This window comes from Phaeovulum sp. (assembly GCF_041596715.1).
In the GTDB taxonomy this organism is placed as follows: Bacteria; Pseudomonadota; Alphaproteobacteria; order Rhodobacterales; family Rhodobacteraceae; genus UBA6213.
The window spans coordinates 1-11,780 of sequence record NZ_JBFHIA010000083.1 but is presented as its reverse complement, the minus strand read 5'-3'; the positions used below and the strand labels follow the sequence as shown (position 1 = coordinate 11,780).

Annotated in this window: 13 protein-coding genes and 1 tRNA gene; 6 read left to right on the top strand and 8 right to left on the bottom strand. The window is 63.6% G+C overall.

Annotated elements, in window-relative coordinates; genetic code table 11:
• A partial coding sequence (locus ABY403_RS07585; protein WP_372840163.1) for a Clp protease N-terminal domain-containing protein occupies nt 1-941 on the bottom strand: 941 nt, incomplete at its 3' end.
• A 210-nt stretch (nt 942-1,151) separates the two neighbouring features.
• Between ABY403_RS07585 and ABY403_RS07580 the strand changes: the two genes are divergently transcribed.
• Together ABY403_RS07580 and pyrF are read left to right on the top strand one after the other, a co-directional pair.
• Nucleotides 1,152-1,367 carry a hypothetical protein gene (locus ABY403_RS07580; RefSeq protein WP_372840162.1) on the top strand — a complete coding sequence of 72 codons (216 nt, stop codon included), beginning with the start codon at nt 1,152-1,154 and terminating at the stop codon, nt 1,365-1,367.
• A gap of 151 nt (nt 1,368-1,518) precedes the next feature.
• Nucleotides 1,519-2,217 (top strand): orotidine-5'-phosphate decarboxylase, encoded by a 699-nt coding sequence (gene pyrF, locus ABY403_RS07575; RefSeq protein ID WP_372840161.1) that lies wholly within the window; start codon nt 1,519-1,521, stop codon nt 2,215-2,217.
• A 68-nt stretch (nt 2,218-2,285) separates the two neighbouring features.
• On the opposite strand, the gene ABY403_RS07570 is transcribed toward pyrF, so the two are convergent.
• The 3 genes from ABY403_RS07570 to ABY403_RS07560 are packed head-to-tail and all read right to left on the bottom strand — an operon-like array spanning nt 2,286 to nt 4,078.
• The gene (locus ABY403_RS07570; protein ID WP_372840160.1) at nt 2,286-2,915 is read right to left on the bottom strand and encodes a glutathione S-transferase family protein; all 630 of its coding nucleotides are present in this window, start codon (nt 2,913-2,915) and stop codon (nt 2,286-2,288) included.
• 9 nt (nt 2,916-2,924) lie between these two features.
• Nucleotides 2,925-3,197, bottom strand: a complete 273-nt coding sequence (locus tag ABY403_RS07565) for an NfeD family protein (RefSeq protein ID WP_372840159.1) — start codon at nt 3,195-3,197, stop codon at nt 2,925-2,927.
• Nucleotides 3,194-4,078 carry an SPFH domain-containing protein gene (locus ABY403_RS07560; RefSeq protein ID WP_372840158.1) on the bottom strand — a complete coding sequence of 295 codons (885 nt, stop codon included), beginning with the start codon at nt 4,076-4,078 and terminating at the stop codon, nt 3,194-3,196. The genes ABY403_RS07565 and ABY403_RS07560 overlap by 4 nt, the downstream gene beginning before the upstream one ends.
• A gap of 139 nt (nt 4,079-4,217) precedes the next feature.
• Between ABY403_RS07560 and ABY403_RS07555 the strand changes: the two genes are divergently transcribed.
• Entirely contained in the window at nt 4,218-5,072 is an 855-nt protein-coding gene (locus ABY403_RS07555; protein WP_372840157.1) for a ParB/RepB/Spo0J family partition protein, read from the top strand.
• Between the two features lie 6 nt (nt 5,073-5,078).
• Here the strand turns inward: ABY403_RS07555 and ABY403_RS07550 are convergent, their stop codons facing one another.
• Nucleotides 5,079-6,134, bottom strand: coding sequence for a type I restriction enzyme HsdR N-terminal domain-containing protein (locus tag ABY403_RS07550; protein ID WP_372840156.1), 1,056 nt, complete (start codon nt 6,132-6,134; stop codon nt 5,079-5,081).
• A 279-nt stretch (nt 6,135-6,413) separates the two neighbouring features.
• Here ABY403_RS07550 and ABY403_RS07545 point away from each other — a divergent pair, with 279 nt between their 5' ends.
• Nucleotides 6,414-7,670: a DNA polymerase IV gene (locus tag ABY403_RS07545; RefSeq protein ID WP_372840155.1), complete on the top strand. Its 1,257-nt coding sequence runs from the start codon at nt 6,414-6,416 to the stop codon at nt 7,668-7,670.
• Between the two features lie 24 nt (nt 7,671-7,694).
• Here the strand turns inward: ABY403_RS07545 and ABY403_RS07540 are convergent, their stop codons facing one another.
• Entirely contained in the window at nt 7,695-8,564 is an 870-nt protein-coding gene (locus ABY403_RS07540; protein ID WP_372840154.1) for an N-formylglutamate amidohydrolase, read from the bottom strand.
• Nucleotides 8,565-8,713: 149 nt separating this feature from the next.
• On the opposite strand from ABY403_RS07540, the gene ABY403_RS07535 reads away from it, so the two are divergent.
• Both ABY403_RS07535 and ykgO read left to right on the top strand, forming a co-directional pair.
• Nucleotides 8,714-8,788: transfer RNA gene (locus tag ABY403_RS07535), tRNA-Val, on the top strand.
• A 68-nt stretch (nt 8,789-8,856) separates the two neighbouring features.
• Complete coding sequence (gene ykgO / locus ABY403_RS07530; RefSeq protein WP_372840153.1) at nt 8,857-8,982, top strand: type B 50S ribosomal protein L36; 126 nt, start codon at nt 8,857-8,859, stop codon at nt 8,980-8,982.
• Between the two features lie 67 nt (nt 8,983-9,049).
• On the opposite strand, the gene ABY403_RS07525 is transcribed toward ykgO, so the two are convergent.
• Both ABY403_RS07525 and ABY403_RS07520 read right to left on the bottom strand, forming a co-directional pair.
• Nucleotides 9,050-10,684: a peptidoglycan-binding protein gene (locus ABY403_RS07525; protein WP_372840152.1), complete on the bottom strand. Its 1,635-nt coding sequence runs from the start codon at nt 10,682-10,684 to the stop codon at nt 9,050-9,052.
• Between the two features lie 28 nt (nt 10,685-10,712).
• Nucleotides 10,713-11,780: phenylacetate--CoA ligase family protein (locus tag ABY403_RS07520; protein WP_372840151.1), on the bottom strand; the 1,068-nt coding region annotated here is incomplete at its 5' end.

Genomic DNA, 11,780 nt, shown 5'->3' with positions numbered 1-11,780 from the left:
GTGGCACCCACGCAGTGCAACTCGCCCCGCGCCAGCGCTGGCTTGATCAGGTTGGCCGCATCCATCGCCCCATCGGCCTTGCCTGCGCCGACCAGCGTGTGCATCTCGTCGATGAACAGGATGATCTCGCCCGCCGCGGTTTCGATTTCCTTCAAGACGGCCTTCAGCCGCTCTTCGAACTCCCCGCGATATTTCGCCCCCGCGATCAACGCCCCCATGTCGAGCGCCAGCAGCCGCTTGTTCTTCAGGCTCTCGGGCACGTCGCCCTCGATGATGCGCAGCGCAAGGCCCTCGGCGATCGCGGTCTTACCCACACCGGGTTCACCGATCAGCACCGGGTTGTTCTTGGTGCGCCGACTCAACACCTGCATGGCCCGCCGAATCTCGTCATCGCGCCCGATAATCGGGTCGATCTTGCCCTCGCGCGCCGCCTGCGTCAGATCGCGCGCGTATTTCTTGAGCGCGTCATACCCTTCTTCTGCGCTCGCGCTATCGGCCGTGCGGCCCTTGCGCACGTCATTGATGGCAGAGTTCAGCTTTTGCGCGGTCACCGCCCCCGCATCCAGCGCGTCTTTCGCACGGGTATTGACCAGCGCCAGCGCCATCAGAATACGCTCGACCGGCACGAAACTGTCGCCCGCCTTCTTGGCAACCTTCTCGGCCTCGTCCAGCACGCGAACCAGCGACTGGTCCACATAAACCTCGCCGCTACCACCGGTAACCTTGGGCAGTTTGGCCACCGCCGCGTTGACCGCTTCGATCACCCGCTCGGGCGCACCGCCCGAGGCGCGGATCAGGTTGGCCGACAGCCCCTGATCGTCATCCATCAGGGCCTTCAGCAGATGCTCGGGCAGCACCCGCTGATGCCCCTCTCGCATCGAAATCGTTTGTGCCGCTTGCAAAAAGCCCCGCGAGCGTTCGGTGAATTTTTCCATATTCATGAGGTAACTCCTTCAAAAAGCCCCCAGTTATGACACCGCCCGTTATGGCACGGCGTTCTGCCGGGTCTTGCACATGAAATGGCGTTGCGTGGCATAGGCTTCAAGAGGTGCCGCAGGCGCGTTTTTGCCCCTTTGCTAACGCTTCACCAACACTTCGCCGCAATACTGACGCGAAGCCGTTGCAGAACGGTGCCAGAAAAAAGGTGCCAATTGTCCCACTCCGCCACCCATATCGCCGAGGTCTTTTATGACGCCGCGCTCCGCCGCTTCGAGGCGGTGGTAGAGTTTTTTGCGCCGGGTCTACCCCTCCCATTGCGCGTGCCGGTCAAGCTGGCGGCACCGCAAGGTATTCCGCACGAAACGCTTGCCCGCGCCCTTACTGCCGAAGCGGCGCGGCGCGGCATCGGCGGGCTTTCGGCCCACTAGCCCTGCCCCGGAACAAATCTCAGGCGGGCACAGCCCTATCGCCTTTCGCAGAAGATACATTCTGCCGCGCAGTGCTTCAGCACGGCCCTTCGCTTGCCGAAACTGAGCTGTCAGACTAAGCAGCAAGCGAACCAGCCGCAGAGGAGCCTCCATGCCACATGATGACCGCCTGATCGTCGCCCTCGATGTGCCAAACGCGATTGCCGGGCTAGAGCTTGCGCAGAAGATTGGCGATGCCGTCAGCTTCTACAAGATCGGTCTCGGAATGCTCACCGGTGGCGGGCTGGCGCTGGCAGACGAGTTGAAACAGCAGCACGGCAAACGCATCTTTCTTGACCTCAAGCTTTTCGACATCAGCGCCACGATCGAGGCGGCGGTGCGTGGGCTGGCGCAGTATGACCTTGATTTCCTGACCGTGCACGGCGATCCGCATGTGGTGCGCGCCGCCTGCGAAGGTGCTGCGGGATCCGGGTTGAAAATCCTCGCCGTCACCATTCTCACCTCGCTCGACCGTGCCGATCTCGATGCCTGCCTGCTTCGTCCCGGCGATATTGCCGAATTGGCTGTCGAACGCGCCGCCCGCGCATTTCAGGCCGGTGCGCATGGTGTGATCGCCTCACCGCACGAGGCAGCCGCCATCCGCGCGCTGCCCGAGGCCAGCGGTAGGCTGATCGTCACCCCCGGCGTGCGCCCGGCAGGTGCTGCACTGGGCGATCAGAAGCGCGTTGAAACCCCCGCCGCCGCCATTGCGGCAGGTGCCAACCACATCGTCGTGGGCCGCCCGGTCTGGCAAGCAGCCGACCCGCGCGCCGCAGCTGCCGCAATCGTGGCCGAAATTACCGGGGCGTAAGCGGGCCAAAGGGCCGGGCAAGCGATGGCCTGGCGGCCTTCGCGGCCCTGATTGCCGGGCCCTCGCCCTTACCCGAAGTTCCGCGCAAAGACTGCGGCCATATCTGGCCGCGCCTGCATCCGCGTGGCAATCGCCGCCAGCTTCGGCGCATTATCGGCAAACCACTCCGGGCGCGGTCGCCACTGGCTCATCATCCCGATGTAAATATCCAGTGCCGAGAACCGTTGCCCCAAAAACCACGGCCCCGCGGGTGCCGCTGCCGCCTCGACCATGCGCCAAAGTTTGCAGGCATAGTCATCGAGCTTTGCCCGAAACGCCTTGGCCGCCTCGCCATCTTCCACAAATCGGGTTGGCACGTCGGCGAAGGTGAAGCAGGGGTAGATATTGGCCACGATGAACACCAGCCAGCGCAGAAACGCCGCCCGTTCTGGCGCACCCGGCCCCGGCACCAGCGCGTCAGACCCGGCCACATCGGCCAGATACAGCGTCATCGCCGCGCTTTCGCTCATCACCTCGCCCGAGGGCAGCACCAGCGTGGGTATCTGCCCAAGCGGGTTCAGCTTTTCCAGATTCGGCCGCGCCGCCGGTTCACTGAACACATCGCCGCTTTCGACCAGTTCATGCGGCAGCTTGTAGAATGCCAGCTGCGCCTCGATCATCGCCGAGCCCCAGCCCGGCATCTGGTATAGTCTGAACACGGCTGTCCCTCAGTCCTCGTTGATATCTCGGTCCCAGATTTTCGGCTCATTACGCCAGACCCCGGCCCAGCGCCGCAGCGCCAGCCACGCGGCCAAGGCCCCTAGGGCCATCACGAAAATCATCCACGGCAAAGATGCGCCCAGCAGCCCGATCCAGACCAGCAGCGCCACGACCAGCGCGCCAAACCCCAGCCCAAGCAAATAGAACCCCGGCGTCACCATTTCCAGCGCGGCCAGCACCACGCCCGCCGCCGCCCAGAACCATGCCTGCTGCCAGATCATTTCGCCCGCCCCTGCAACAGCTTGAACGCATCGCCAAAGGCATCGAGCGCCGCCGTCGGCACGATGATCATCTGCTTTCCGCTACCTTGACCCACGGTTGTCAACGCCTCGACCTGCTTCAGCGCCACCTGATACTGCGCCGCTTCGATGCCGTTTTCCTTGATCGCCACAGCCACGACCTGCGTTGCATAGGCCTCGGCATCCGCCGAAATGCGCCGCGCCTTGGCCTTCTGCTCGGCGGCATAAAGCTCGGCGTCCGCCGCCAGCTCGACCGAGCGCTTCGAGCCCTCTGCTTCGGTCACCTGCGCACGCCGCGCGCGTTCGGCATTCAACTGCTGCAACATCGCTTGCCGGGTCTGATCGTCCAGATTCACGTCCAGAATCTCGGCCCGCGTCACCTCGATGCCCCAGTCATCGACCATCGCGTGCACATGCTCGCGGATCTGCGCAATCAGCTGGGTGCGGTTCGACTGCACCTGATCCAGCTCCAACTTGCCGATCTCGCTACGCACGATCCCCGCCACCGTAGTCGCGATCGCCGCATCGACATCGCGGATGCGATAAACAGTCTTTTCCGGCTCGGTGATGCGGTAGAACACGCTGGTTTCCACCTTCACCAGCACGTTGTCGGCGGTGATCGCATCCTGCTGCGCGGTCGGCAACTGCCGCTCGAGTACGCTGATCTTGTGCGCCACGCGGTCAAGGAACGGGATCACCAGATTGATCCCCGGCCCCAAGACCGAGCGCAGCCGCCCGAACCGTTCAACCACATGCTTTTCTGATTGCGGGACGATCCGAACCCCAAGGAAAAGCGCAAGAATAATGAATAGTGCAAGTACGATCAGCAAAACGTTGCCGCCACTTATGCCAATGTCGTTCATCGGGGTCCTCGCTACCAAAATCTGGCCCGATCATGACCGCAAACCACCAAAAGGAAAAGGGTCCGTGCGCTCGACGCGGGCTTTGCGCAACACCCTCCGGGGCGGGCCTATAGTGGCGCGCTTGCAAAAGGAGGCGCCCATGCAAACCCCCATCCTCGATCTGCCACTTGACGCTATCGACGCAACCGCCCTGCCGCGCGACCGTTTGGCGCTGGATGATGCGGCACTTGAAGAGCTGAAAACCTCGATCTCGCTGCATGGCCTGCGCCAACCGATCGAGGTGTTCGAGCTTGCCGAACCTGAAGGCCCACTGCTTTACGGCCTGATCTCGGGCCTGCGCCGCCTTACCGCGATGCGCGCGCTAGAAGACATGATGCCCGGCCGCTTCCCCACCATCCCCGCCTTTCTGCGCCAGCCGCAAAACCGCGCCGAGGCGGTGGCGGCAATGGTGGCCGAAAATGACCAGCGCGCCGATATCTCGCCTTGGGAACGCGGCCTGATCCTCGTGCGCAGCCGCAACTCGGGGCTGTTCGACACGCTCGATGCGGCCGTGGCGGCACTGCACCCCTTTGCCCCTGCAATGAAACGCTCGCGGCTGCGCGCACTGGCCCACGCGGTAGAAGAACTCGACGGGCTGCTGGAAGGCCCCTTCGCGCTGTCGCAACGCCAAGTGCTGCGGCTGGCCGCGGCCCTGCGCGGCGGCTGGGCAGACCTGATCCGCGTCGCGCTGGAAGAAAGCCAGGCCCGCACCCTAGAGGCGCAGTGGGAATTGCTGCAACCCGTGCTGGCCGAGGCCGAATCCACCCTGCAAGACCCCGCCCCCATCACCTCGCCCGGCCGCCCCCGCCGCCTGCTGCGCCCGCGCGTCGGCCTGACCATCCGGCGCGAACGCACCAACGAAGGCTACGTGCTGCGCTTCACCGGCCCCGAAGCGCGCGGCATGATGATCGATCAGGTGCTGGATGATATCGAGCGGATGTATGCGCCGGTGTGAGGGGGGCTAAAGGTAAGTCTTTACCGCGTCCTCAATCCGCGCCGCATACTTATAGATGTCTGAAAGCGAGCCGATTTGCACCCGTTCTTCGACCTTTTCCGCGTCAAACAATCCGACATGGCGCGCTGTCTTGGCGTTGAAATACAGCTTGCAAATCGGCTTTCTATTGTTGTTGTCCGCGAACACGCTGCAATAAGTCTTTGAATCTCTTAGAGTGATACGCTCAAGGTCGATCCAGCGCGCCGCAATCGCCCGAACAATGAGAAAAGCTTGAAGCTCGTCTTCGGTGGTTACGATCTCAGGCTCTGTATCATTTGGCTTGGCAATCTGTTCCTCAGTCGCTACCGGTTCCGCCCTGAATGTAACGTTCAGTTTCGCCTGAATCCTGTCGCGAATTACCTCATCAAGTGATGCCTGAATTGCGGGGCGCAATTGCTCGACAACCGTCTTTGTCAACATGCCATCATAGATATTTCGCGCCACCATCTTCACGAAATCTTCGTCCGGATTGGTTAGCTGTTTTTTCAGATACGCGCCCGCTGCGTTCGCATACTTGAGGTTTGACGCTGTCGCCAGAATTGTCTCGATCGAAAAGTTATGTTTCTGAAAGCGAGCCAGATCGGCGATCTTCGCGTCGTCCGCAACTTGCAAATCGAACGTGAAGAATGGCTTTTTGTCCATCTTGTTCGGTTCATCCACGTCAGAGAAGAACCATATTTCGCGGCCATTCGTTAGAATCGCTAGCCTTGCCTCGGTGGTTGCAAAATACCTATAAAGCTGGCTGAACTGCGCCGAACCAAGCGACATTGTGATTGGCTTTACTTCGACTAACGCGGCCAACTTTCCATCGATCTTCAGGGCGAAATCGACCTTCTCTCCCTTCTTCAGCCCGACGTCAGCAACAAACTCTGGCACAACTTCATTCAGGTTGAAGACATCAAAGCCAAGTGTCTGAATTAGCGGAAGGACAACCGAGGTTTTTGTCGCCTCCTCGGTTAACGCATGTTTCGTTGCGTGTTTCGAGCGGCCCGCAAGATCTTTAACGCGTTCGGAAAAATCCATTTTACGCCTCACACTAATTTCGCGGTATTTAATGACCACTCCTGTTGCAATGCAAGTCTAAGTTGCAGCGGCGCTTGCAGGCACTGTCGAGATAGATATAGGTCACAATGGCACGATGACGCGCGCGCCTCAAAATCCTTACCAACCCCTTAACGCCCGCCACAATCACCCACCTTTTCAACCCCTTACCCTCCCTAACACGCGTGTTACCACACCCCATCTGGTATGCGCGTGGTGGCCCTCCCCAGCCCCCCGGATCCCGGCTATACTGCCCCGATCATGCCCGCCCTTTGCCGCGATTGTCTGGCCACGTTTGATGCCCCCTCTCCCCGCTGCCCGGCCTGTGGGCGGCCGCGTATGCTTGCCCACCCCGAGCTTTTCTCGCTTTCCATCGCCCACGTCGATTGCGACGCCTTTTATGCCAGCGTTGAAAAGCGGGATGATCCCAGCCTCGCCGCCCGCCCGGTGATCGTAGGAGGCGGCACAAGGGGGGTGGTTTCGACCTGCTGCTACATCGCCCGCATCGCCGGGGTCCGCTCGGCCATGCCGATGTTTCAGGCGCTGAAACTCTGCCCCGACGCGGTGGTGATCCGGCCGCGCGGCAGCCACTACGCCGCCGTCTCGCGCCAGATCCGCGCGCTGTTCGAGGCGCTGACCCCGCAGATCGAGCCGCTCTCGCTCGACGAGGCGTTTCTCGATCTGTCGGGCACCGAAAGGCTGCACCGCGCGCCGCCCGCGGTTCTGCTCGCCCGGCTCGCCCGCGATATCGAGGCGCAGATCGGCGTGTCGGTTTCGGTGGGGCTCTCGCACAACAAGTTTCTTGCCAAGATCGCCTCTGATCTCGATAAGCCGCGCGGATTTGCGGTGATCGGCAAAGCCGATACCGAAGAGTTTTTGCGCGACAAACCGGTGCGGATTCTCTGGGGCGTCGGCGCGGCCACCCAAGCGGCGCTGGCCGCGGCAGGCATCCGCACCCTCGCCGATATCCGCCGCCAAGACCGCGCCGCCTTCGCCCGCCGTTTCGGTGCGGGCGCAGACCGGCTCTGGCGGCTCGCGCAGGGGCAAGACAGCCGCCGCGTCGCCCGCGATGCCGCGCTCAAAACGGTGTCGAGCGAAACCACCTTCGAGGCCGATCTGACCGACCGCGAGTTGCTGGACGCCCATCTCTGGCGGCTGGTCGAGAAGGTCTCTGACCGCATGAAGGCGATGCATCTGGTGGGCCGCGTCGTCACGTTGAAACTGCGGCGCGCCGATTTCAGCCTGCTCAGCCGCCGCATCAGCCTGCACGACCCGGCGCAACTGGCCGACACGCTTTACCTTGCCGCAGCGGGCTTGCTGGCAGGGGTGCACGAGGCGGGGCCGTTCCGGCTGATCGGCGTCGGTTTCAGCGAGCTTTCGCCCGCCCCCGCGCTTGACCCGGTGCGCGACCTGCTCGACCCTGCCGCAACCGCCCGCGCCGGGGCCGAACGCGCCGCCGACGCGATCCGCGCGCGCTTTGGCCCGCAGGCGATCATCAAGGGGCGCGGGCTGTTGTAATCCGGAGGAAACAGGCGCGCACGTCTATTCGGCGGCCAACTGCTGCGCTTCTTCGCGCCCCAGCGGCGCAACCCGCCGCAGCACCCGGTCCATCAGCGCCGCAAAGGCGTCAAACCCAGGGCCGGGTTCAACCCGGGCCTCATCCATGTAAATCGACCGGTCAATCTCGACCTGCACCACATGGCGGCCAAACCGCGGGCGGCCGTAGGCCTGCGCTATATAGGCGCCGGCAAAGGGCGCGTTGCGCGCCACCCGCAAACCCTCGGCGGTAAAAGCGGCCTCGACCGCCGCAACCAACGCTGGCGCGGCCGAGGCGCCGTAGCGGTCGCCCAGAACCACCTGCGGTGCCGGGCGCGGCAGCGAAGCGACCACCTCGTGCGGCATCGAATGAACATCAAGCAGCAGCGCCATCCCAAAGGCTGCATGCGCCTCGGCGATCAAGCTGCCAAGCCGCGCGTGGTAGGGCCGCCAGACCGCATCGATTCGCGCCTCGGCCTCGGCGCGGCTGATCTTGCCCGAATAGATCGCACGGCCCGCAGCCACGACGCGCGGAATCACCCCTAGCCCCGATGCCACCCTCGGATCGAGCCTGTGACCGCGCACGCCTTCGATCAGCGCCGGGTCCAAATCATCCGTCGCGCGATTGAGATCGACCCACGCACGCGGAAGCCGGGCAGCAAGCAAAGGCACCCCGTGCGCAGGCGCCGAGGCCAGCAATTGCTCGATAAACGCGTCTTCCGACGAGCGCAGCGCCAATAGATCAAGCGGCGAAGCGGCAAGCATTTCAATAGGATACTCAGCGCCGCTATGGGGCGAAGAAACCACGACACAGCTGCACAGCTGACTTGGACGAGCAAGCCGATAGGGTAGCGGCAGGCGTTGGTCAGGGTGCATCGGCGCTCCTTTTGTCGAGCGAGTATAACGCAGTGCCATGCCATGCCAAAACCCCTTGAAAGGTGCACCGTTACCTTTTATAGACCCTCCACCGACGCGGTTCCGCCCGCGTCCTATTACTTTTGGACGCGCGGAATCGTTGCGGATGTGGGCGGTTAGCTCAGCGGTAGAGCACTACGTTGACATCGTAGTGGCCACTGGTTCGATCCCAGTACCGCCCACCATGTTCACCGCCCCAATTCCGGGGCAATTTGGTTCAAGGCGCGACGGCGCCGCGAAAAGGAGAAGGCCGATGAAGGTCCGCAACTCGCTCCGCTCGCTGAAGACGCGTCATCGCGATTGCCAGGTCGTGCGCCGCAAAGGCCGCGTCTATGTGATCAACAAGACGCAAAAGCGCTTCAAGGCTCGTCAGGGCTGAAGCCGCTTCGCAAGCGTGCAAACACGGCCGCCGCGGGCAACCCGGCGGTCTTTTGCATGTTGCGCGCCTAGTTCTCGGTGCTTGAAAGCAGCTGCGCCACCGTATCTTGGTCGAGATATCCGGTCACAGGCAGGCCGCGCGCCTGCTGAAAACGCCGGATCGCGCGGCGACTACTATCATCAAGCACACCGTCAGCCGCGCCGGGCTCATACCCCATCAACCCCAGTTTCACCTCGATCAGGCTACGCGCGAGCGTGGGCAGGGCCAGCGCCGCTTCGCGCGCCTCGGCGGCTGCGCGCGTCGCTTCACCGGCCATTGCGGCATCAAGCGCGGCGATGCGTTCGCGGGCCAATTCTGCAAAACTGCCTTGCGGGCGCTGGGTAAGATAGGCGGTATAGGCTTCGCGGGTGCCAAGCGCCTCGGCACCGTCCCATTCGGCGCGGTCGGCTGCGGCGGCATTGGCGGCGCGGGCTGCATCAAAGGTTGCCAAGCGTTCCTTGGCCAGATCGGCAAATAGCCCATCGGGGTAGCGGCGCAGGTAGGCGCGCAAGCCTGCCTCGTCACCCGCCACGCCGGTCTGGCTCCAATAAGCGCGGTCTGCGGCCTGCAATTCTGCCTGACGCGCGCGCGCCTCGGCTTCGAGTTCCGCCGAGCGCACCCGCGCCTGTGCCGCGAGTTCGTTGATCTGCGCCTGTGTCAGATAACCCGACGGCTCGAACGCATTGGCTTTCTGCCAGTTGCCAAGCGCCGTGCGGGTGCCGCGGCCAAAAATGCCGTCAATTCCATTCGGGTCATAGCCCAGCAGCGCCAGTTGCTGCTGCACCTCGCGCCGCTTGTCGCGGCCAAGCGCCAACGCCTCTTCGCCAAGCCGCGCCAGCCGCCCCGGTTCAGCGCGGATGCGTTCTGCCGCGGCGCGCGCTTCGGCCACGAAAAGCCCTTTGGGATAGCGCGCCACATAGGCATCATAAGCCTCGGGCGTATCCAAGGCCCGTGTCGCATCCCAGAAAGCGCGATCGGGGGCGAGCGAATCGGCCACCGGCCCCGCAACAGCCGCCGACAGTGGCAAAAAGGGCTGAAACTCGCTCAGAAAACCCTGCGCGCTAAGCGCGGGGCGCTGCGCCAGCGCGGCCTTGAGATTGACACCCGGTTGCACCACCTCCTGCGCCGCGAAGGCTGCAATCGTCGTGGCATCGCCCAGCACCACGCTGACACCTTGCGGGATATCGAGCGGGCCGATGCCGATTTGCAACCCGCGCCCAAGCGGCAGCGACCGCGCCTCGCTACCCAGCAAGACCAGCGCCCCGCCCGGTGCCGTGCCCGCGATTTCGAGCACATCGTTCAACGCCAGCCCCGCGCCGCCGACGGTCGCAAGGTCTGGGCGCACCGCATCGGTCCCCAGAAACCAGCTTTCGCGGCCTGAATGTGCAAAATGCCCGGTAAGCAGAATCACCACCCGCTCACCCGGCGCTAGCCGCGCCAGCAATTGTGAAAGCATACCGCGGCTGGCGACCGCGCCAAGATCGGCCCCCGCAATCACCGCAAACCCTGCGGTGCCAAGTGGCGCGCGTGCCGCAAGCGCCTGCACGGCAGCGGAAACATCGTCGCCAAGCCTGTAGTCGGTATTGGCAATAATCAGCGCGCGGTTATCGGCCAGTGCGGGCGCGGCAAGCGCGCAGAACGCCAGTGCTAGCGGCAATCGCATGGTAAAGCCCTCCCTGCTTGGGGAAAGCCTAGTCGTAGCGGCGCGTATCCTCAATCACCTTGCCGTCATTGGGCAGGCTGCCAGGCGGAACCAGCACGATCTTGCCGCGCAACTTCAGCGTTTCGATCACGCTGGCCTCAAAGCGCGCGCTATCCTGCGCCTCGGTTTCGATCTGCACGGTCATCGCGTCCATCTCGCCCTCGCGGCTGGCCACGACGCGCGCGCGATGCGCCTCGGGGTGGCGCGCCATCAGTGCGGCGACCTGCTCGGGGCGTACGAACATACCCTTGATCTTGGTGGTCTGATCGGCCCGGCCCATCCAGCCCTTGATGCGCCGATTTGTGCGCCCGCAAGGCGACTGACCGGGCAGCACCGCCGAAAGATCGCCGGTGGCAAAGCGTATCAGCGGGTAATCGGGGTTGAGCGTAGTCACCACAACCTCGCCCACCTCGCCGTCGGGCACCGGGTCACCAGTGCCGGGGCGCACGATTTCCACTATTACGCCTTCGTCGAGAATCATCCCCTCCATCGCGGGGCTTTCGTAGGCGATGTTGCCAAGGTCGGCGGTCGCATAGCATTGCAGCGTGGCAATACCGCGCGCCTCATATTCCTTGCGCAGACTGGGGAACAAGGCACCGCCCCCTACCGCGGCACGGGCGAACGCCAAGCGTTCCCCCATTTCATCCGCACGGTCGAGAATGATCTTCAGAAAATCAGGCGTGCCCGCATAGACAGTGCAGCCCACATCGACCGCCGCGCGCACCTGCAATTCGGTCTGGCCGGTGCCAGCGGGCAACACCGTAGCACCCACCGCACGCGCGCCTGATTCAAACATCATCCCGGCCGGGGTCAGATGGTAGCCAAAACAGTTCTGCACAATGTCGCCCGGCCCCACGCCGCAAGAATGTAAAAACCGCCCCATCCGCCACCAGTCGGGCGTGGTGCGGCCCGGCTCATAGATCGGGCCGGGGCTTTGGAAGATATGCTCAAAGCCCGCAGGCCCAAGTGTGGTCAGCCCGCCAAACGGCGCGCGCACCTTTTGCGCTGCACCAAGGTCGGACTTGCGCAGCACCGGCAAGCGCGCCAGCGCCGCCGC

Excerpts from the sequence above, each read along its gene's own strand:
- ABY403_RS07560 (WP_372840158.1), bottom strand. The coding sequence starts at position 4,078 with ATGAACGACATTGGCATAAGTGGCGGCAACGTTTTGCTGATCGTACTT.
- ABY403_RS07545 (WP_372840155.1), top strand. The coding sequence starts at position 6,414 with ATGCCCGCCCTTTGCCGCGATTGTCTGGCCACGTTTGATGCCCCCTCT.
- pyrF (WP_372840161.1), top strand. The coding sequence starts at position 1,519 with ATGCCACATGATGACCGCCTGATCGTCGCCCTCGATGTGCCAAACGCG.
- ABY403_RS07565 (WP_372840159.1), bottom strand. The coding sequence starts at position 3,197 with ATGATCTGGCAGCAGGCATGGTTCTGGGCGGCGGCGGGCGTGGTGCTG.
- ABY403_RS07555 (WP_372840157.1), top strand. The coding sequence starts at position 4,218 with ATGCAAACCCCCATCCTCGATCTGCCACTTGACGCTATCGACGCAACC.
- ABY403_RS07525 (WP_372840152.1), bottom strand. The coding sequence starts at position 10,684 with ATGCGATTGCCGCTAGCACTGGCGTTCTGCGCGCTTGCCGCGCCCGCA.
- ykgO (WP_372840153.1), top strand. The coding sequence starts at position 8,857 with ATGAAGGTCCGCAACTCGCTCCGCTCGCTGAAGACGCGTCATCGCGAT.
- ABY403_RS07550 (WP_372840156.1), bottom strand. The coding sequence starts at position 6,134 with ATGGATTTTTCCGAACGCGTTAAAGATCTTGCGGGCCGCTCGAAACAC.
- ABY403_RS07540 (WP_372840154.1), bottom strand. The coding sequence starts at position 8,564 with ATGCACCCTGACCAACGCCTGCCGCTACCCTATCGGCTTGCTCGTCCA.